Consider the following 19,119-nt stretch of genomic DNA (forward strand, 5'->3'; position numbering starts at 1 on the left):
TCGCTAGTTCGCTTTCCTCATTCCACGCATCCGCGTGGAGGGTCGAATCTATCTGTGCAACGTGTCCAGAACTTTTCGAGCAGCGGCAAGATCAACGATTTCGTGCTTGGTGTCGAATGCGTCGATGATGGCGTGCAGGCGCGTCTCACCCGCCTGGGCACGCCCTTGACGTGCGAGGACTGATGCCAGTTGTGTGGTGGCGCGCAGCTCGAACAGTCGCGCTTCCTGGCGCTGGGAAATGGCAATCGCTTTTTCGAATAAGCGAACAGCGCCCGTCAGATCGTTTCCGCAAGCGGCGATTTGGCCGCGAATGCGGATGCCTTCAGCCAAGGCGCCTGCTTCGTCGGTATCGATAACGAGGGCATCGGCCTCATCCAGCAGTTGTGATGCCTCCTGGAGGCGGCCCGCCTGCACCAGAAGATCACAGAGCCAGCATATTCGCTCTGGCGTATTAAATACGACGTCCTGACCACGCCAAAGCACCATTCCCTCGCGGACATCGTCGATGCCGGCACTCAGTTCACCCAATCGCGAGCGCGCAAGTCCGCGCAATGAAAGACCATAGCTAAGCCGGGTCGTGTATCCGTGGCGTTCGCTGATCTCGATTATCTTTGCAGTGTCCTGCAGTAGCACATCGTTTCGGCCGAGCAGCGCGGATAAATTGCACCTCAAGAAAAGAGCCCAAGCGATGTCGAAGGGCTTCTCCATCCGCTCAATCGTTTGAACAAAGCGCTCTGCGGTTTCGACGGCCTCATCAATGAAGCCCATCGCAACCAGGGATCGGAAAAGGTAAGACTGGGTCGAAATGGATTGATCCGCGCCTCCCAGCAAAATACGACGGCTGGCGTCAATCTGATCGATCAGATCTCGGGCGTTACGCAGCGCCTCTATCGCGAGGCGCCATTCTCCCCGGTTGAAATGAGCAACTCCCTTTGACGACCAAAGGCCGCTCACATAGGCCGGAGGTAGCAGACCGGCGTGATTTCCCAGTTGCTGATCGGCGAGCGCCAGATAATCGCGATTGCGCCCGGTGGCAAAAAGAAACGCAGCGGACGCAAGCGCCACTTCACACTGCAATTCGACCGATGCAGTGTCCGCGGCGGCACGACGTGCATCTTCAAGCGCCAGACCAAGGCGCTCGGAACGATAGCCTTCCACCTGCATCAAGGCATTGGCCATCGCCAAGTGGAGACGTGCCATCCGCTCGGCGCCGCCGGACACATCATCAAGTCTCTTGCTGCAGTTGATCGCATTGGCAAAGTGCGATACCGCCTCCTGGCTGGCAGCCCTGGCCATGGCGGCCGCTCCCGCCTTTTGCCAGTGTTCGAGCGCGCCGCCCCAATCGCCGGCCTCCTGAAGATGATGCGCCAGGAACTCCGGATTACGCTCGACCGCATCGGCGCGAAGCTCGACCAGGGTAACCGCGATCTGGCGGTGTAATTGGGCCCGCTGGTTGCGAAGAAGGGTGCCGATGGACGCGTCCTGAATCAGGGCGTGTTTGAACTGATAGCTTTCGCAGTGGGGGTCTCCTTGCGGGTAGATAAGCTCAGCCTCGATCAGGTCGTGCAGTGCCCGTTTCACCGTGGCAGCATCTCGCTGGCTCACCTCGACCAGAAGATCGGCGTCGAACACCCGACCCAAGAGCGCCGCCACCTGAATGATTTGCCGGATCGGCGCCAGACGATCCAAACGGGAGTGAAGCGCGGCCTGCAGGGTCGCAGGGATCTCGACGGCCGCGCCGAAGCCGAAATTACTCCTGCTTTCGGCGACCGATTTGGTTAGCTCTTCGATGAATAGCGGCACACCGTCGGTCCTGGCGACCAATTGCGCCAACATGGCTGCCGGCAGATCGGGCGCGACGTCATGTATCATCGCTTCGGTCTCGTGGCGGCTGAGCCTCTCGAGCGGCAAGGCAGCCACCTGCAATGAGTTCGACCACGGCGCCCGAAACTCCGGTCGGGCGGTCAGCAGCACGAAAAGCCGCTGGGACGCCATGTCAGAAAGCATCTGACCGACAAGTTCTGTTGTCGAGGGATCAATCCAGTGGGCATCCTCGACAACCACGAGCAGTGGACTTCGCCGCTGCATCGCTGAGGCAAGCCGCGACAGGGCAGCGAAGACAGCTCGGCGAACCTGTTCAGGATCGGCTGGGCCGGCATCCCACCCGGTATCCGGAGAAAGACCCAGCAGCATAGCGAGCGGTTCGACCACATCGGCACTGTCCAAATCGAGATCGCCGACAAAGTGTCGAAGGCGTTCGCGCCGCGCGACATCGTACTTTTCGCCGGCAGAACCCAGCGCCCGGTGCAATTGTTGGATCACCGGCCAAAGCGCGCTGGTCTGATGTTGGGGAGAACCATAAAAGACAATCTCGAAGTGCGGCGTTTCGCGAAGCTGCATGCGAAGCGCCTGCAGCAGGCGGGATTTGCCGATGCCGGCTTCTCCCTGAAGCAGCACGGCCTGGCCTTCGCCTTTCATCGCGTTCTCCCACTGCCGGGTGAGAAAGCCGAGTTCGCTCTCGCGGCCGATGAGTGGGGTCAAGAATTGTCCCCGTTTGGCCTCAAAGCGGTTGGGGGCGGCGCTGGGGCGCAGCACCCGATAGATTGCAACCGGTGCGCCGACGCCCTTGAGCATTTGCGCGCCAAGCGGCTCAACCTCGAAGAAGCCCTCCACGAGGCGCTGCGTCGCTTCGCTCATGACCAGACTACCGGGCGGTGCCAAGGCTTGCAGTCGTGCGGCAATATTTGGCGCTTCGCCAACGATGCCGTCACGAAGGCGTTTCTCGCCTACTCCCATTTCGCCTACCACGACCGGGCCAGTGTGGACACCGCAGCGGGCTTCGAGACCTTCTGTCCCAAGCTCTGTCAACCCGGCCAGGATGTCGAGGCCCGCCTGGACTGCACGCTGGGCGGAATCCTCATGGGCCCGCGGATAACCGAAATAGGCGGACACGCCGTCGCCGATGAAAAGGCCGATTTGCCCTTCATGGCGCTGAACCACCTCTGCGCACACCTTCTGGAATGACAGCAGCAGATTTCGCAGATCTTCCGCATCTAACGTCTCCGCGAGGTGGGTCGAGCCGACGACGTCGCAAAAAAGAACGGTCAGTTGCCGTCGTTCCGCTTCAGTTGCCGGCTCCGTTGTCGGGACGATCGTCGGCGACCCCATTGACTGCATCGCTGGGTCCGCGAGGTTGCGCAGTCCCTCAATCGCCTGGAGCAGGCGCTTGCGAGCACCAACCGGCAGACCGGCCGCCGTCAGGTCTGCATCTGTCAGTTGGGGCAGGATGTCGAATTCGATGTCCTGAGCCAGTAGCGCGTCCGCATAGCGCCCCAGTCCTCGCGCCTCCAGCCACTCGCGAAGTTGTGCCATATTGGCGCCCTCGCAGAGTTCGACGTAGGTCTTGGCTATGTATGTGCGTCAGTGCGTCAGGATACACGCAAGCACTGCCTCGGTCAGCAATTATAACGAACTCCCCGTCCAGGGCTTAGAGACATTTGGTCGATGCGTGAGCCTCAACCCGGGTCGGGTATCGGGCAGCTGCGCTGACCAACCTACCCCGCGTCTCCACGTTTTTTCGCCCAAATGCTGACCTACACACTTCTTTTCAGCGCGGCGCGGTCACAGCGCCGCTCACACCCATCCCAATTCCTTCAGGGCCATACCAGAATGCCAGATCTTCGTCATGTGGCTGATCTTGTCGCCAGTAAATTGCATTACGTAGACATAGTCCGACGTCGTCTTCTTGCCGGTCGGCTCACACGGACCGCCGGGACCGGTGTGAGTACCCGAAAAGACAGCATAGGCAGCTACATTGTTTCGCTCGGAGTCTGTGGCGAAGGATTTCACCTCGTAGCTACCGTCCGGCATAATCGTCATTAGCCCCTTCATCCAATCCGCGTATTCTGCAAGAGTTTTGATCTCTGCAAGCGGTTCGGCCTGAGCAGCGAAGGTCGCGTTTGGAGTACAGTAAGTCCTGCAGACTTCCCAACCCTTTCCAGTCTCGCAGGCGGCAAAGAAATCATTGGCAACTGCCGTGATCGACACCATGAGTGATTCCCCCGTTCGTTTGATTGAATGTTTACTCTTTTTTAGCACTTCGGGCGTCCGCAGGGTATGCCAATCGGACCTTCGGCCGAAACCACCTGTTTCTCAGGCGCGTCGGGTCGCGTAGAATGTAGTTGCCCTTGAAACGGGACAGCCGAAATCGCCGTCCGGGGCGAACGAGCAGCACTGATGCCATCGGCAGGCACACTCCTTAGACCGACGCTTTTTCGGTTCGCACCGCCATTCACATTCCACGAAAAGCGCGCGCCGCCTCTGCGGCGGCTCGTTGCGCGACCTCAGGAGAACAGCGATGAACAAGATCGATCGAAGGTCAGCACTGGGAATCGGGTTGGCAGCGGCTTCGGCGGCCATGATGAAGCCCGCCGCCGCTCAAACCATCGGCTACAAGGATACCACGCCATGGCCAGGCGTCGTGGTGCGTGCTTACGATGGCGAGACACCATCCATCATACCCGGTTTCAAGACGGTCTCCATGCTTGACGTCATCATGCAGCCTGGATCGAAGACTGCCGGTCCGCCGATGATGAACGCCATGGTCTGCCATATCCCCGAAGGGGAGCTTCGGATCGAGCAGGAAGGAAAGACGTTTACGGCCAAGAAGAATTTCGTTTGGACCTGCAACAAAGGTACAAATGAGCAAGCGTACAATGACGGGAACGTGGTCGGGATCATGCGGATCACCAACCTGAAGGAATGAAGATTTCATCCGGCAAAGAAGAAGGGGGAGGTCAAACTCCCCTTGCCGCCGAACTGGAAGCGACGAAAGCTTCAGGCTGCTTGCCCGCGGCGAGCAGGTGATCGCATCAAATCGGCTCCTTGCATTGCGGCCCAGGGTCATTCGCGCCGTTCTGACCGTGCGTCCGCTCACTTCCCGATCTACCCGATTTAGCGGATCTTCTCATTGGCGGTAGCATGTCTCAGAGGTGGCCATTAACCGACATGACCGTTCCACGGCGGCCGCATCATTGCCCAGTCGGCGAAGCCCCTTTACGATCAGGAAATGGGGAGGCGGAGATACTCCATTGACCCGTGAGCAGCGCCGCTTTGCAGCCGACGTGGTCGGCTATTCCCGCCTGATGGGGCGGGACGAAAGTGGTACCGTGGCGCGCCTGCGGGAACACCGCAAACTGCACCTGGAACCTGTGCTGGCCGGCCATGGCGGCCGCTTGGTTAAGCTGACCGGCGATGGCGCGCTGGTCGAGTTTGCGAGCGCCGTCGATGCACTAGGCGCTGCCATCGAATTCCAGCAGGTCATGGCCGAGGCCAATCGTGACCAGCCCCAAGGCGATGCCATCGTGTTCCGGATCGGCCTGCATCTCGGCGACCTGATCGTGGACGGCGACGATCTATACGGTGACGGCGTGAACGTAGCCGCGAGGCTGGAGGCCGAAGCGACGCCGGGTGGCATCGTGATTTCGGGTGACCTGCACAATGCCGTCGCTGGCCGATTGAAGGCGACGTTCGTGGCCTTGGGAGAGCTGTCGCTTAAGAACATCGAGCGGCCGGTGCGCGCCTTTGGAGTGCAGATGGACGGTATCCCGGCCACGGCGGCCCCGCCCCACGCCACTGACGTGCTCCTGACACTACCCGACAAGCCGTCCATCGCCGTGCTGCCGTTTGAGAATATGAGCCGCGACCCGGAGCAGGAATATTTCGTCGATGGTCTCGTGGAGGACATCATCACGGGGCTTTCACGTTTCAAGTCGCTCTTCGTCATCGCGCGAAATTCGACCTTCGTGTACAAGGGCAAATCGCCAGACATCCGGCAAGTCGGGCGCGAACTCGGGGTGCGCTATGTGCTTGAGGGTAGCGTCCGCAAGGTGGGCAATCGCATTCGCATCACCGGACAGCTGATAGACGCAGCTAACGGCACACATTTGTGGGCAGACCGCTTTGATGGCGCGCTCGAAGACGTGTTCGAGCTTCAAGACCGCGTGACCGAAAACGTAGTTGGCATCATCGCGCCGCGGGTGGAACAGGCCGAGATCGAGCGCGCCCGAAGCAAGCCTGCGCGCAATCTGGAGGCGTACGACCTGGTCTTGCGCGCCGTTGCGCTGACGCGAATCCGACGGCGGCCGGAGGTCGAGCAGGCGCTCGGCCTGCTTAGACAGGCGGTGCAGATTGATCCGAGCTACGCACGAGGCATGGCCAATCTATCGCTCTGTTGCTGGATATTCATTGCTCAGGGCTTCGGACATCGAGACAACCCTCTAGTCGCAGATATGAACGAGGTGGCTCAAAGGGCGGTCGCGCTCGACCCGGGCGATTCCGAAGTCGTAGCCGTCGCTGCCCTTATCCTCGGTGTGTCGGGCGACATGGAGACCGGCTTAGCCTTAGTGGAGAAGGCCATAGGTCTCAATCGCAACAATGCCGAAGCGTTTCGGGTGGGGGGAATCTCTACGCGTATAGGGGCGAGATCGATAGGGCGGTCGAGCATCTGCAGCAATGCGAGCGCCTTAATCCATTGGACGCGGGCTGGAGTGGGAGTGTGGCCTACCCGATTGCCTATTTTGGCGCGGGCGATCATGAAAAAGTCGTGGATTGGACGGCGCGCATCCTTCGCGAGCGCCCCAATGTCGCGGGCGCGCTTCGCTACCGCGCGGCGAGCCTCGCTCTTCTCGGCCGCACAGACGAGGCGCGGCAGGTCATCGCCCGATTGCTCGAGCATGCGCCGGGCTACACCGTATCCGAGGTGCGCAGGCACCACGAGTTCGACATGAATAGCCCTTTCAAGAGACCAGGTATCGCCGAATCCCTGTACCGTGGATTGCGGCTTGCGGGCCTTCCGGAATGATGTCCGCGCCCGTGTTGCAACCAGCCGTTTTCCTCCGCGCAAGGCGAGGTGATCGAGTACGCGGTTTCGTGATGTCCGTTGTGGGTCATCAACTGACCTCCGGCGCCGGACGCGCTTGGTCCGCTCTGCCATCAACTACGGACATCGGCGAAATGCGCGGGCGAGTCTGTTTCGTGCCAACTGCGGAAGTCAGGCCCTTCAGCAGGCGCTACGTTCGGCGGTGCATGCGAGGCTCCGTGCAGGCGGGTGCTCAGCCCAACTGGGAACGTAGCCCGCGTCTCGTTCGTCGCACCAGAAACGGTCCGGCGGTGAGGCCAAGCAGTGGAATCGCAACGAGAAAGTTGACTAGGCCTGCAACGATCCGATCTACTAGACCAAAATCGGCCACGCCATAGCGCGTTACGGCGACGACAATGAGGAGAGCAGCAAGGATGCCGACCCATTCAATAAAGTCGAGGGGCGTCTCGGAAGCCTTCCGCAACAAACGAGTGCGATCATTGCGCCCGTAACGGCGCAGTTCCGGATAGAGCAGATTTTCGACTTCCTCTTTGATCTTCTCAATCATCGATAGCCCTCAACTCATTCATCGGCGGGCTGTAAATGCAGGGAGATGGTACGTACATTCTTTCCAGTCCCTCACCTGAAAAAAATAAGGGTGAGCACTGCAAACAAGGGAAGCAATATTCCGCCTGACCAGAGCATGTAGCCGAAGAAGCTCGGCATCCGAATGCCCCGTTCTTCACAGATGGCTTTCACCATGAAGTTCGGCGCATTTCCGATGTAGGTGTTGGCGCCCATAAACACCGCGCCTGCCGAAATGGCGAGCAATGTATTAAACAGCGGCCCCATGAGTAGTTGTGCGTCGCCTCCTGCTAAGTTGAAGAAAACGAGATAAGTGGGTGCGTTGTCGAGAAAACTTGACAACGCCCCCGTGAGCCAAAAATAGGCGGCCTCGATCGGGCGTCCGTCAGGCGTGGTGACGAGCGTCAAGAGCGGCGCCAAAGCACCGTCTCGTCCTGCGCGAAGGATCGCCAGCACCGGAATGATGGTGACGAAAATCCCGGCGAAGAGAAATGCCACCTCTTGAATGGGCGTCCATGCGAACGCGTTTTCGACACGAATCGATCGCGGCGTCGTGCGCCAAGAAAGGTATCCGAGCGCCAGAAGAATGATGTCCCGGACCAGCCCTTCCAATGGCAGCGCGACACCCAAACCAAGTGGGATGTCCACGTCCGGCTTCCACACGCCGCTCAAGAGAACCGCAGCTATGATGCCCGCCAGATACACGATGTTATGCAAGCCCTCTATCCTCAATTGACGCGGCAGGTGACTGATCGGCCAGTCAGCCCCTTCCTTCCGCCAATGATGGCGGTCTATGAAATAGAAGAGCACTAATAGAACAGCACTGGCGACAAGCATCGGCGGAAACATCGCCGTCATCGTCCAGAGAAAGTCCACGCCTTTCAAGAAACCAAGAAATAACGGAGGGTCGCCAAGGGGCGTCAGGGAGCCCCCAATGTTAGCGACAAGAAAGATGAAGAATATGAACACATGACGGTTACGGTGACGATCTTGGTTCGCGCGAATGAGAGGACGAATCAATAACATCGATGCGCCAGTAGTGCCGACGAGGCTTGCCGCCATTGTCCCGATGGCCAGCATCGCGGTGTTCGTTGCGGGATTGCCGATGAGATTTCCCACAAGCTGGATCCCGCCTGCCACGACGAATAGCGAAAAGAGAAGGATGATGAACGGAAAGTATTCCAATACGGCCGTATGATGCAGCTCGGTTGCGGTGACCAAAGGGCCTAAGGATATGGCGCACGGCACCAAGAGCATTGCGGCCCAGAACGCCGCGATCTTGCCGAAGTGATGCTCCCAGAACTTTGGCGCGATTAGAGGAAAGAGCGCAATCGACGTTAGGATGCCGACGAACGGCAGTCCCCACAGCAAGCTTAGCTGTGAACCGACTAGATGGGCCCCCTCGCTTGCAGATGCTATGGTCGGAAAAGCCATCGTGAGTGTCACGCCAATAGCGGCCGCGCGCAGCATTCATTTTCCTCCTGAGATGAACGCGCGTTTAATACCGCCGGACGCAGGCCAGTGTCATCTCTTCATTCAGAAATGCTTATGGCGATGCGGTCCTATGTACAGCGAAATTAGGCCAGCCAAGGCAATCAAAAATGGAAGGGCAAGCAAAAAAGCAAACGCTGGCTCAAGGGAGCCTAGCCAATGCCCCAGTTCGTGAAGCCAAGTTGTCGGCATCTGGAAATCCCTTGCAGCAATAATGAAAGCCGGACAGCCTAATACCGCCCCAATCATCCTGTCCATGGCCACCCAGGTGCCAGCATGCGATATTGCAAAGGAAGGGCCATCGATTCAAGAGGCGCCCTATTCGTCTGTATACCATGCTCCGAGCAGAAATCTGCGCCTCGGTTTGGAGCCCTGCTTTTGGACATCTGTCAGATCGACGGCGTATCGTTTCATCAAAAGCTTGATTGCCCCAAACTAGAAGCCGACGACGATCAATGGGAAGGCGAAGGCATCAAGAACGGCCAGAAGATGGACTTTCACGCCGATCCGAAGACCGGCGTAATCACGTCCGAAGCCGCTTACGCTTCGGCGCGAGGCCGAAGCATAAGTGGATGGCCGATGACCACGGTCTGCGGCAGCGCCCTGATTCGCATCCAGGCGCGAGCAGGACAGCGCGCGGCCGCAACCACGTACGGGAACGGCGGCGGCGCGCGCCGTTTATTGCGAACGGCGCCGTGCTTTTTCGGTCGAGCCATAGACGTAGTTGCGCCCGTCCAGCTTCAGCGCCTCGGCACGCACCTCGTCCATCTCCTGGGGACTGAGCTGCACGACCTTGATTAGGTCGAGCATCTCCTTTTTCTCATCGTTGCCGGCATAGCCGACCTGATGTTGCCGATACCCGGGGCATAGTACTTGAGTTGACGAGCGCCACTCGCCTCTGACAGGGCCCATTCCTCGGTCACCAGGACGTTCTCAAAGATACCGGCAGGAACCTTGACCTTCTGGCCCATCTTGAACACCTGGCCACGATCGGTCCAATTGAACGGTGGTGGTGCATAGCCCTGCGAGTAACTCGGCGTGCCCTGTTTCGGGTCGGCCTTCATCATGATGCCGGCCTTGGCACCGTTCAAATGGCCGACCATCCAAGCTTGTCCGCCGACCAGATCGTTACCCTCGTACAATTCTCGGTATTGGCCGAGATGCCAGACATTACCATCATCGTCTTGAGCGAAGAAGGTTAGCTCGCTTTCTTCGAGCTTGCCGTCGGCTAGATCGCGGTCCCAGACGACGACGACGTCAATCCCGTTGATCTTTTTTACAAGGTCAGTGACCGTGAACACGATGCTATGTGGTTTGCGCTTGCCATTGTCGTCGACCGTCGTCCCAGCAAACACCAGCTGCGTGCCGGGCTTCAGCGGCATCCACTTGTTGTCGATGATGGTCGGCCGGGTGAACTTTTTTGGATCGATGTCCAGCAGGTCGGTGAGCTTATCCAGGGCTCGTGCGGTTGGGGCAAAGCAGGCGAGTAGGATCGCTGTTGCAAAACATATGCCAAGCTCTCCTGTCTTGAGAAAGATCAACATTGTACGTCTCCCATTCTCAGGTGTTGCTGCCGTAATCTTCAGAGCCCTAGGCGCTCGAGCCTACCGCAAAAATGGCCGGGAGAGCACCGGGAAACACCACGCTGCAAGTGAAGGGCAGCTTCTGGCATCTTTGAGACATGGCGACCGACCCTGACGATGTCCGTTTCCAGGGGAAGACCGGAAGTAGTCGGCCGACGACCAGAACGACGCGATTGACCCTTAACGGTCATGGCGCAACGCAGAATAGCGGGTTGCCGCGCTCGACATTTTGCGCCTCCAACTCCCCGGACTCCCATGCCCCGATGTGGTATGCTTCGACCTGAATTTAGCGTGGTCCTGAGCCTCCTTGGAGGGCTGCATGAGACGGCGCGATTTCATCAGTCTTCTTGGCGGTGCGGCGGTCGTATGGCCGCTCTCTGCGGCCTATCCCATCAATCCCCAGGGCATGTGAACTCGTTCACTGCCACTCGCGGACCTCCATTGCAAAATTCTCGCAGGAGGGACCAAGCCATGACTCAAAAACCTGAGAAGCGCATACCCACATGGCTGACGATTGACGTGCTGGTAATCCTCGTATTGCTGGTGATCGGGATCGGGATCTGGATCTGGATTGCTCCCTAGTCACGAACCCGAACCGGCCCTCTGTGACGCCAGCGCGGCGGGTGCCGTCAAAGCTTCGAGGCGTAGCAACAGAGCAAATGCAATGCGTGCTATTTTTGCCTTAGGCATTTTGATCGCCCTCTGCACTTCTGCCAACGCTGCAAAAGTGCATCGCTCCGGTCCGCATCACTCCCAACCGCGAGATGTCATCGTTCGTCCTAGCCAAGATGAGGCCGTCCCCCGGGGGTGGTACAAGTTTCCCGGCTATCCGCCCATACCTCCGGAGCAGAATAGAAATCTTGACCCGTCCAACCGCGGAGGCGGTTGAAGCGCAGTGGCGCGGCAGTTGCCGGTCATGTGATGAATATCCTTTAATGTTGAAAGGCAACGCTCTACGCAACACACTCAAATAAGAATATGGCCGCCGTGACTCAGCGCAGGCCGTCCATGAGGCTCATTATTGCTTCAATAACCCAAGTTGCTGCAGCTTAGAAGCGTTGGCGCAAACGCCTTTTTCTTGCTTGTTCATGAGTGATACCATCGTGGCACGCGTAAGCCTCGTCACTCCGGAATGAGTTCGGAGCGATCGTAGTCTCTGCCGCTCCCTGCCGCTGCAGCAGCTATGGCAGCGAGTGACAGGCGCGGACCATTCACCCCGATCTTATCGGCGTACTTCACCGTTCCATCGACGTCTGTATCGTACCCCCTGCATTTGACCGAAACGAAATTTGCAGTCACCAGGAGCTGGACGAATAGCTTCTCTTATTCCGCCAACTCGGCCCTGGCCGGGGATGCGGTAGCGAGAGCCCCGGCGACAATCAGCAGAGCAAGTTGAATATGTTTCACTCCAATTCCCTCCTACGTGCCCTCAATGACTCAGCGCGGGCCGTCCATGCGTTTTGATGGCTGGCCGCTATACACCTAGCCGTGCACTCAAACGACTCTCAGCGAGTCTCTAAGGCTGCGGGAGGCCGTGGGCATTAGCGGACCCCGACGTCTGGGTTATCGGACGCACTCAACTCCGCAACCAACGCCAGGATATCGGCCGCCTGCTTGACCAGCTCTGATGCTTCCCGAGGATCTTCAGTTTGTTGTGCACGTTCCAGCAGTGCGATCGCCTCACGCAAGTACCCCGCTCTCATTCGCTCAACCCTCCAAAGCCAACGAATGCGCTCTGCACTAATCATCCCTCAAGGGGCAAAAAAGACATCAGGCTAAGAAAAAAACCATGACCTGGGCGTCCTTCGGCCAACGCTCGAGGTTGATATAGCCGGTGATCAGCCCGCCGACGCCAGCGATCAGCACGATCCACGAGAGCGCTCTGAATAACTTAGGGTTCATCTTATTTGCCCCAGATGTTGCGGACGCGCTTGTCAGCCACCGCGGTGTAGACAACCGTGTTCGCGATCGAGCGATGGCCCATAAAGGCCTGCAGCGTCCTTGTATCGATCCCTCGACCAGCCAGGGCGTACCCCGCAGCATGGCGCAGCATGTGAGCATGGATCGGGAATGGCAGCTCAGCGGCCACGCCAAGCCGTTCTATTAGCTTCTGAGCACCGTCGACGGATAGGGGCGCCTTGCGCTCGGACAGGAACACGAAATCAGCGTGAGGACGCTCGCGCCGTAGCGCCCGCAACAGCCGTAGCTCGTCACCCTGCAAGCCGTGGATGCCAGGCGTGCCGTTCTTGGCGCGGCGGATATGGACGGTCGCGGTATCGAGATCAATCTGCTGCCAGCGAATGTCGACCAGCTCACTGACCCGCAAGGCGTGCCGGAAGGCCATGAGGATGAGCAGCCGATCGCGGACCGGGTTACGGCTGTTGCCGGCGGTGGCCAGCAGGCTATCGATCTCGCCCTCCGTCAGGTACTCGCGCTGCCGGTAATCAGCGTTCTTAGCCCGACCGCCGCGAACTGTCGGCTTTTCAGACTGCGAGGCCCGTAATTGGACAACCATATTCATTGGCAAATTCCCCTTAGAGCAGATCAACTGTCGACATCATGACTGTATTGACGACAGTTGTAAAGGGCTAGAAACTATGCGCGCACGTCGCTGTTGGATCGTGTTGGCCGCGACTACGGGTTCCAGAAGCGGTCGACAGGGCCGTCAGGGGTATCGAGAGGCCCTCCGGCGGCCCACTCATTTAACTCGATCAGCTTCACCGCTCTCAGCCTCTTTTAGTGGAAACTCGCGCGGGCACCGGCCGTTGAATCAGGTCGCCCGCACATCCAGGTCAGCCGCGGTCGATCGGGGCCGTGGGCAGATTGAGCTCCTCCCGGCGGCCCCGCCTCTCATTTAATAGAAACCACGCGGGCACCTGGCCGTTGAATCAGGTCGGCCAGTGAGTCCCAAACAGCTCGGCCGATAAGGGGTCGTCGGTTCACCCCTCTTGAAAGCCCAACAGCGACCCCACTTTAGTGCCTTAGCACCAAGCGGGGTGATCCTCGTTGAGTTGAGCCGCGACGCCACTTGAATACTTATCGAGAACGCGTTAATGTTCAGCTTGGAGGCCCAATACGTGCGCATTTGGACAGCCCGACCAGGAGCCGTCTATGAAAATTGCCGAGATCTGCGCAGCGGGCTCTGGTGCGTCCGAATGCCGAGCCATCGGCGTCCGAGATTGTTTCTGCGAGCTGTTGTGGGTCGCCGAGGACAGCGCCGCGTTCCTGTCAGTCCCACCTAGCTCCATCCCGATCTGATCCGACGGTCGCCGACCGCAAGGTCGGCGCATGTTCGTTTGGAGTTTTCGGATGGCGCAATTCATACGCTACAATCAATTCATCCGCTACAATCTTGCGCTGGCGGCGTGCTGCTTCGCACTCGTCGCTTTCGACGCTGTCGCTCTCTGGGAACTCGGTCGACTTGATCGTCACCCCCCACCTCCGATAACCGCGACGAACTGCACGATGAAAAGTTCAAGTTCATGCGTGAGACCTCTCTTGAGGATTGCAACCTCGTGGCCGTTGGCTCTTCCGTCACGTGGCGCAATCAAGTTTTTTCAACTGTGACACCAATTTTTCAACTGTGACACCAAAAAGACCGGGACGGGACGGCCCGCCCGTACAGGATAGCGACTTCACTGATCCTGATCACCTGAACTGGGCCTCTGTCGCAGCCTTGACGCGCTGGATTTTCCATGTCCGATAGCTCTTCCTCCGTTCACCGACCTGTTCGCGGGATCGAAGCGCCGAGATGGCTGCAGCGCATCGCGACCTTTCTGATACGGCTGCTCGGCACCGCAGGAATTCTCATTGTTTCCTACGGGATTTGGACTTTTTCTCCCGATGAATGGCAATGGGGCGTCGTTCTCCTCGTTCTCGGCGGCGCGCTCGTGGCTTTTGCGGGGTTCCTCGCGGCCGGCGGCACGGATCGGCAGGCCAACGGCGCGCTTTCGATTGTATCGATCCTCCTTTGCCTCTTCGCCGCCAACGTTTATCTCGAGTTTTTCCGTCCGCGGGGCTGGGAAAGGCCGCCTGAGGGGATCAAGATCGCACGGGAGCAGGGAGTGCCGTTCGACGAACGCAGCAAGTACCAAGTAGTGGCGGACCTCCGCGCCGAAGGTCGTCGTGCCTACCCGACGGTCCATGTCGGCGACTTGCTGAATGATCCGCCTTCGATGAGCGCATTGCGCGGCGTGGTCCCGCTCGGCGGTGTCACTCGCGTGCTCAGCGTCTTATGCAACGAGACCGGGACATACACGCTCTTCAACAGCGATCGTTACGGTTTCAAGAACGACGACGCGGCGTACGACAGGCCGGTCGACACTCTCGTCGTCGGCGACTCGTACGCACAGGGCTTCTGCGTGCCACCGGAGGACGACGTCGCGGCGCAATTGCGGGCGCACGGGCAAAGTGCCGTTTCGGTCGGCTCGGGCGGGAACGGGGCGCTCCTCGCCCTGGCGAGCCTCATGGAGTATGGATCGCTCCTCCGGCCGAAGACCGTGCTATGGCTTTACTTCAACGGCAACGACCTGTCCGACCTCGCGTTCGAACGCGACAACCCGGTGCTGCGCGGATATCTTGAGGGACGCACCCAGAACCTCGCGGCGCGAACGGCCGAGCTCGACGCGCTGCTCACATCGTTCATCGATGCGAAGGAGGTCGAATGGCAGCAACGGCTAAAGGAACCCGTGCCGATCGCTGACAGAATCCGAGGATTCCTCACCGCCAGCAGGCTTCGCCGCTTTCTCCGTCTCGACCGCGACAGCTGGAATCCGAACAAGAAGCCCGAGGCTCAACTCGCGCTCTTCGAGCAGGTGCTGCGGGAGGCGCGCTCAGTCGCTTCCGGATGGAACGGCCGCATCGTCTTCGTCTACCTGCCCGAATGGGAGCACTACGCCAAGGCACCCTCCCCCAATCGCCAGCCGGTGCTCGAAATCGCGCGGCGGCTGGGTTTCCCGACCGTGGATTTCGCCCGCGTGCTCGACGAATCCGACGATCCGCTGAGCTACTTCCCGTTCCGGATCAAGAACCACTACACCCCGGAGGGATATCGGCGCTTGGCCGGCGAGATTGCGAAGCAATATGAGACACTAGGCCGATGAACAAGCGTACCCCGGCGACCCATGAAGCCTTTGAGCGCGACGAGCAGATCGTAGCCGGCACCGATCGCTCATTCGGGCTGGTGATGGCCGGCGCGTTTGCGGTGGTCACTGTGCTGAACGCCTGGCATGCAGGTCGCATCTGGCCGTGGACCGCGAGCCTCGCCGCCGGCTTCCTGATCGCATCGCTGCTGAAGCCGGCCGTGCTTAATCCTCTGAACCGAATCTGGCTGAAATTCGGCCTGTTGCTGCACCAGATTGTCAATCCATTGGTCATGGCGCTGTTGTTCTACGGCACGGTGCTGCCTACGGGGCTTGTGCTGCGTGCCATGGGCAAGGACCTACTGCGGCTGAAGCGCGAGCCCGATGCGAACAGTTACTGGATCGTGCGCGTGCCGCCCGGACCGTCGCCTGAGACGATGAAGGATCAATTCTAGAGAGTACGCGGAATGGATTTTTTGAAAGAACTTTGGCGCTTCATGCGTGTGCGCAAGAAATTCTGGCTGCTGCCGATCCTGACCATGATGGTGGTGTTCGGCGGCCTCGTTGTGCTGACCAAGGGCTCGGCAATCGCGCCGTTCATCTACACGCTGTTCTGAGCGAGCGGATTTTTAGCCGATGCGCATCCTCGGAATCTCCGCCTTCTATCACGACAGCGCCGCGGCGCTGATCGAGGACGGCCGCATCGTCGCCGCCGCGCAGGAGGAGCGCTTCACCCGCAAGAAGCACGACCCTTCCTTCCCGCACAACGCCATCGCCTCATGTCTTGCGCAAGCCGGAACCACGATGGACGCGCTCGACCATGTCGTGTTCTACGACAAGCCGTTCCTGAAATTCGAGCGCCTGCTGGAGACCTATGTCGCGCTGGCGCCGCGCGGCTTTTCCTCCTTCAAGATGTCGATCCCGCTTTGGCTGAAGGAAAAGCTGTTTCAGAAGAGCCTGCTCGCGGACGAATTGAAGAAATTCGCGCCGGAATTCGATCGCACGAAACTGCTGTTCTGCGAGCACCATCTGAGCCACGCCGCCTCCGCCTTCTATCCCTCGCCGTTCGAGAACGCCGCCGTGCTCACCATGGATGGCGTCGGCGAATGGGCGACGACGTCGGCGGCGACCGGCGACGGCAGCAAGCTGGAGATCTTCCAGGAGATCCATTTCCCGCATTCGCTGGGTTTGTTGTATTCGGCGGCGACCTATTACGCTGGCTTCAAGGTTAACTCCGGCGAATACAAGGTGATGGGACTCGCGCCCTATGGCGAGCCGAAATACGCAAATCTCATCCTCGATCATTTGATCGATCTGAAGGCGGACGGCTCGTTTCGTCTCGATCTCTCCTATTTCGACTATTGCACCGGCTTCACCATGACCAACGAACGCTTCGCAAAGCTGTTCGGCCAGCCGGTTCGTAAGCCGGATCAATTGCTGACGCCGTTCCACATGGATGTCGCAGCCTCGATCCAGGCGGTGCTAGACGAGGCCGTGCTGCGGCTGACGCGCAGCCTCGCCAAACAAACCCGATCGCGCAACCTTTGCCTCGCCGGCGGCGTGGCGCTGAACTGCGTCGCCAACGGCAAAGTGCTGCGCGACGGCCATTTCGAAAATATCTGGATTCAGCCGGCCGCAGGCGATGCCGGCGGCGCGGTGGGCGCGGCGCTTTCGGCCTATCACGGCTTTGTCGGAAAGCCGCGCAAGACGAATGGCGCCGATGGCATGGCCGGCGCCTATCTTGGCCCGCAATATTCGCAGGCCGAGATCGAGCGGCGGCTGACCGCAGCACGGGCGAAATTTTCAGTGCTCGGCGAGGCCGCGATGATCGATGCCGCCGCGCAAGCGCTCGCAGATCAAAAAGCCGTCGGCTGGTTCCAGGGCCGCATGGAGTTCGGCCCGCGCTCGCTCGGCGCGCGCTCGATCCTCGGCGATGCTCGCTCGCCCGCTATGCAGAAGAACCTCAATCTCAAGGTCAAGTACCGCGAGAGTTTTCGTCCCTTCGCGCCCGCGGTGCTGCGCGAGGATGTCGCCGACTGGTTCGACCTGAAATCCGACAGCCCTTATATGCTCATTGTTGCTGACGTGAAGGACAGCAAGCGCCGCCAGATGAGCACGGAGGAGCAGGCGCTGTTCGGCATCGACAAGCTGAACGTGTCGCGCTCGGAAATCCCCGCGGTGACACATGTCGATTATTCCGCGCGCATCCAGACCGTGCACCGCAACACCAATCCGCTGTTTCACCGCCTGCTGAGCCGCTTCAAGGAACTCACGGGATGCCCCGTGTTGGTCAACACCAGCTTCAACGTGCGCGGCGAGCCGATCGTCTGCACGCCGGAAGACGCCTTCCGCTGCTTCATGGGCAACGAGCTCGACGTGCTCGTCATAGGCGAATGCGTGCTCGAGAAGAGGGAGCAAGACCCTGCGTTGAAGCAGGACTACAGCCAGGCGTTTGAAGCGGATTGAGGCCGATAGCCATGCTGGCGAAACGCAGCTTAACAGAGCGCCGTACTTCAGGCTCCGAAAGTAATTCGCGACCCAGACGTTGACTAACCACGGTGCCAGACAACTCGCCTTTCTCAAGGTTTCCGAGCAAAGCGCGAAAGAAGTTTGATTAATCTCGCTGCTTGGATCGCCTCCTTCGTTCGAGTGCCATTACGAAAATTTCCGTTGCGCTGGCCGCTCGGCGCGCCCCCTCTGGCTCCATGCATTCGACAGACGCGACAGCCGCGGACCGCAGGCGCTCGACAGCGCTTTTCCGTCCGTTTGGATGTGGCTGTGCACCGAGGCGCGTCGTGGGCGCTTTGCATGGGGTTGATGGTCATTTCGATTTGGTACCTCCCCCCGCCCCCACAGGATCGGGCCCTGCCTCGATCAGCATCGGCATGGGTCGCTCGGAGCTAGTGGCTAGGAGCGCAGGAGACGCGACATTGCTTCGGGTGGCGCCGCCCTTTGCGACGCTATCGGCAATTATCGCCTGGTCTGCTGTGACGTTATTCGTGGTCACGTGCTTGACGGTGATCTGCTGTTGGCCTCGGCCCCGGTGATGGTCGAGCCGTTCCGTCAGCATCATGACGGTGCGAGTGGCTTTATCCGCCAGTTGCAAATACTTGGTCCTTGCTGCGAAATACTCAGGTGGCTGCGCCCATCCCTTCCGATACATCGCCAGCGATGCCTCGTTTGCCGCCATCAATTGTGCGATCAGGATTCCCTCAATCGGATCAGCCGGTGCTATATCCGCCGTCGCCTGGATCACCGCCTTAATCGCCTCGTTGCTGGTTTCGCGGTCAGAATGATCGATTGGCATTGAGCCGCCCACAAGGTTAAGCAGCCTCAAATTCCATTCATCAGCCAAGCTGCCGCCAATGCGCTTTAATTCACCCTTGGGGTTGGGGTCGATAGTTATGCTTCTCGGCTGCGAAGGTGCTTTAGGCGTGATCATCGGTATACCTCGGCTGATTCTGAAAGCTCGCTAGCGGCAGAGATGCCACCATGGCGAAGTCAATTGATGCAGATAACG

Annotated in this window: 17 protein-coding genes; 7 read left to right on the forward strand and 10 right to left on the reverse strand. The window is 59.4% G+C overall.

The genetic code is table 11. The annotated features are described in order from the left end of the window. Nucleotides 1-48: 48 nt before the first annotated feature. The gene (locus tag RX328_RS26075) at nucleotides 49-3,372 is read right to left on the reverse strand and encodes an ATP-binding protein (protein ID WP_213256769.1); all 3,324 of its coding nucleotides are present in this window, start codon (nucleotides 3,370-3,372) and stop codon (nucleotides 49-51) included. Nucleotides 3,373-3,633: 261 nt separating this feature from the next. Continuing rightward, nucleotides 3,634-4,050 (reverse strand): ester cyclase, encoded by a 417-nt coding sequence (locus RX328_RS26080; RefSeq protein ID WP_213256771.1) that lies wholly within the window; start codon nucleotides 4,048-4,050, stop codon nucleotides 3,634-3,636. Between the two features lie 307 nt (nucleotides 4,051-4,357). Between RX328_RS26080 and RX328_RS26085 the strand changes: the two genes are divergently transcribed. Both RX328_RS26085 and RX328_RS26090 read left to right on the forward strand, forming a co-directional pair. Then, nucleotides 4,358-4,765 carry a hypothetical protein gene (locus tag RX328_RS26085; protein WP_213256773.1) on the forward strand — a complete coding sequence of 136 codons (408 nt, stop codon included), beginning with the start codon at nucleotides 4,358-4,360 and terminating at the stop codon, nucleotides 4,763-4,765. Nucleotides 4,766-5,090: 325 nt separating this feature from the next. Then, the gene (locus RX328_RS26090; RefSeq protein WP_317258506.1) at nucleotides 5,091-6,788 is read left to right on the forward strand and encodes an adenylate/guanylate cyclase domain-containing protein; all 1,698 of its coding nucleotides are present in this window, start codon (nucleotides 5,091-5,093) and stop codon (nucleotides 6,786-6,788) included. A 324-nt stretch (nucleotides 6,789-7,112) separates the two neighbouring features. Here RX328_RS26090 and RX328_RS26095 read toward each other — a convergent pair whose 3' ends face one another. Beyond that, nucleotides 7,113-7,427 (reverse strand): hypothetical protein, encoded by a 315-nt coding sequence (locus tag RX328_RS26095; protein WP_213247126.1) that lies wholly within the window; start codon nucleotides 7,425-7,427, stop codon nucleotides 7,113-7,115. A gap of 71 nt (nucleotides 7,428-7,498) precedes the next feature. After that, the gene (locus RX328_RS26100; protein ID WP_213247128.1) at nucleotides 7,499-8,914 is read right to left on the reverse strand and encodes a sodium:proton antiporter; all 1,416 of its coding nucleotides are present in this window, start codon (nucleotides 8,912-8,914) and stop codon (nucleotides 7,499-7,501) included. Nucleotides 8,915-9,313: 399 nt separating this feature from the next. Between RX328_RS26100 and RX328_RS26105 the strand changes: the two genes are divergently transcribed. Further along, entirely contained in the window at nucleotides 9,314-9,736 is a 423-nt protein-coding gene (locus tag RX328_RS26105) for a hypothetical protein (RefSeq protein ID WP_312017944.1), read from the forward strand. Here the strand turns inward: RX328_RS26105 and RX328_RS26110 are convergent. The 5 genes from RX328_RS26110 to RX328_RS26130 form a co-directional block, all read right to left on the reverse strand. Beyond that, nucleotides 9,733-10,479 carry a hypothetical protein gene (locus RX328_RS26110; protein ID WP_213247130.1) on the reverse strand — a complete coding sequence of 249 codons (747 nt, stop codon included), beginning with the start codon at nucleotides 10,477-10,479 and terminating at the stop codon, nucleotides 9,733-9,735. The genes RX328_RS26105 and RX328_RS26110 overlap by 4 nt on opposite strands. Before the next feature lie 1,580 nt (nucleotides 10,480-12,059). Next, nucleotides 12,060-12,206: a hypothetical protein gene (locus RX328_RS26115; protein ID WP_213247132.1), complete on the reverse strand. Its 147-nt coding sequence runs from the start codon at nucleotides 12,204-12,206 to the stop codon at nucleotides 12,060-12,062. A gap of 82 nt (nucleotides 12,207-12,288) precedes the next feature. Then, the gene (locus RX328_RS26120; RefSeq protein ID WP_283772333.1) at nucleotides 12,289-12,420 is read right to left on the reverse strand and encodes a hypothetical protein; all 132 of its coding nucleotides are present in this window, start codon (nucleotides 12,418-12,420) and stop codon (nucleotides 12,289-12,291) included. A gap of 1 nt (nucleotide 12,421) precedes the next feature. After that, complete coding sequence (locus tag RX328_RS26125; RefSeq protein WP_213247134.1) at nucleotides 12,422-13,039, reverse strand: tyrosine-type recombinase/integrase; 618 nt, start codon at nucleotides 13,037-13,039, stop codon at nucleotides 12,422-12,424. A gap of 707 nt (nucleotides 13,040-13,746) precedes the next feature. Beyond that, complete coding sequence (locus RX328_RS26130; RefSeq protein WP_213247136.1) at nucleotides 13,747-13,950, reverse strand: hypothetical protein; 204 nt, start codon at nucleotides 13,948-13,950, stop codon at nucleotides 13,747-13,749. Between the two features lie 632 nt (nucleotides 13,951-14,582). On the opposite strand from RX328_RS26130, the gene RX328_RS26135 reads away from it, so the two are divergent. Genes RX328_RS26135 through RX328_RS26150 form a run of 4 tightly spaced genes read left to right on the forward strand, consistent with a single transcriptional unit; the run spans nucleotide 14,583 to nucleotide 18,065 of the window. After that, nucleotides 14,583-15,620, forward strand: a complete 1,038-nt coding sequence (locus RX328_RS26135; RefSeq protein WP_317258507.1) for an SGNH/GDSL hydrolase family protein — start codon at nucleotides 14,583-14,585, stop codon at nucleotides 15,618-15,620. Continuing rightward, the gene (locus tag RX328_RS26140) at nucleotides 15,617-16,054 is read left to right on the forward strand and encodes a hypothetical protein (RefSeq protein ID WP_213247140.1); all 438 of its coding nucleotides are present in this window, start codon (nucleotides 15,617-15,619) and stop codon (nucleotides 16,052-16,054) included. Before RX328_RS26135 ends, RX328_RS26140 begins: the two co-directional genes overlap by 4 nt. 12 nt (nucleotides 16,055-16,066) lie before the next feature. Continuing rightward, nucleotides 16,067-16,216 (forward strand): DUF5989 family protein, encoded by a 150-nt coding sequence (locus RX328_RS26145; protein WP_213247141.1) that lies wholly within the window; start codon nucleotides 16,067-16,069, stop codon nucleotides 16,214-16,216. A 19-nt stretch (nucleotides 16,217-16,235) separates the two neighbouring features. Beyond that, the gene (locus tag RX328_RS26150; protein WP_213247143.1) at nucleotides 16,236-18,065 is read left to right on the forward strand and encodes a carbamoyltransferase; all 1,830 of its coding nucleotides are present in this window, start codon (nucleotides 16,236-16,238) and stop codon (nucleotides 18,063-18,065) included. Nucleotides 18,066-18,420: 355 nt separating this feature from the next. Here RX328_RS26150 and RX328_RS26155 read toward each other — a convergent pair whose 3' ends face one another. Then, complete coding sequence (locus RX328_RS26155; RefSeq protein WP_213247145.1) at nucleotides 18,421-19,041, reverse strand: hypothetical protein; 621 nt, start codon at nucleotides 19,039-19,041, stop codon at nucleotides 18,421-18,423. Nucleotides 19,042-19,119 lie beyond the last annotated feature (78 nt).

It is taken from the genome of Bradyrhizobium sp. sBnM-33, assembly GCF_032917945.1.
In the GTDB taxonomy this organism is placed as follows: domain Bacteria; phylum Pseudomonadota; class Alphaproteobacteria; order Rhizobiales; family Xanthobacteraceae; genus Bradyrhizobium.

Coding starts and splice junctions, on each gene's coding strand:
- RX328_RS26075 (WP_213256769.1), bottom strand. CDS start 3,372: ATGGCACAACTTCGCGAGTGGCTGGAGGCGCGAGGACTGGGGCGCTAT.
- RX328_RS26080 (WP_213256771.1), bottom strand. CDS start 4,050: ATGGTGTCGATCACGGCAGTTGCCAATGATTTCTTTGCCGCCTGCGAG.
- RX328_RS26085 (WP_213256773.1), top strand. CDS start 4,358: ATGAACAAGATCGATCGAAGGTCAGCACTGGGAATCGGGTTGGCAGCG.
- RX328_RS26095 (WP_213247126.1), bottom strand. CDS start 7,427: ATGATTGAGAAGATCAAAGAGGAAGTCGAAAATCTGCTCTATCCGGAA.
- RX328_RS26100 (WP_213247128.1), bottom strand. CDS start 8,914: ATGCTGCGCGCGGCCGCTATTGGCGTGACACTCACGATGGCTTTTCCG.
- RX328_RS26110 (WP_213247130.1), bottom strand. CDS start 10,479: ATGTTGATCTTTCTCAAGACAGGAGAGCTTGGCATATGTTTTGCAACA.
- RX328_RS26120 (WP_283772333.1), bottom strand. CDS start 12,420: ATGAACCCTAAGTTATTCAGAGCGCTCTCGTGGATCGTGCTGATCGCT.
- RX328_RS26125 (WP_213247134.1), bottom strand. CDS start 13,039: ATGAATATGGTTGTCCAATTACGGGCCTCGCAGTCTGAAAAGCCGACA.
- RX328_RS26140 (WP_213247140.1), top strand. CDS start 15,617: ATGAACAAGCGTACCCCGGCGACCCATGAAGCCTTTGAGCGCGACGAG.
- RX328_RS26145 (WP_213247141.1), top strand. CDS start 16,067: ATGGATTTTTTGAAAGAACTTTGGCGCTTCATGCGTGTGCGCAAGAAA.
- RX328_RS26150 (WP_213247143.1), top strand. CDS start 16,236: ATGCGCATCCTCGGAATCTCCGCCTTCTATCACGACAGCGCCGCGGCG.
- RX328_RS26155 (WP_213247145.1), bottom strand. CDS start 19,041: ATGATCACGCCTAAAGCACCTTCGCAGCCGAGAAGCATAACTATCGAC.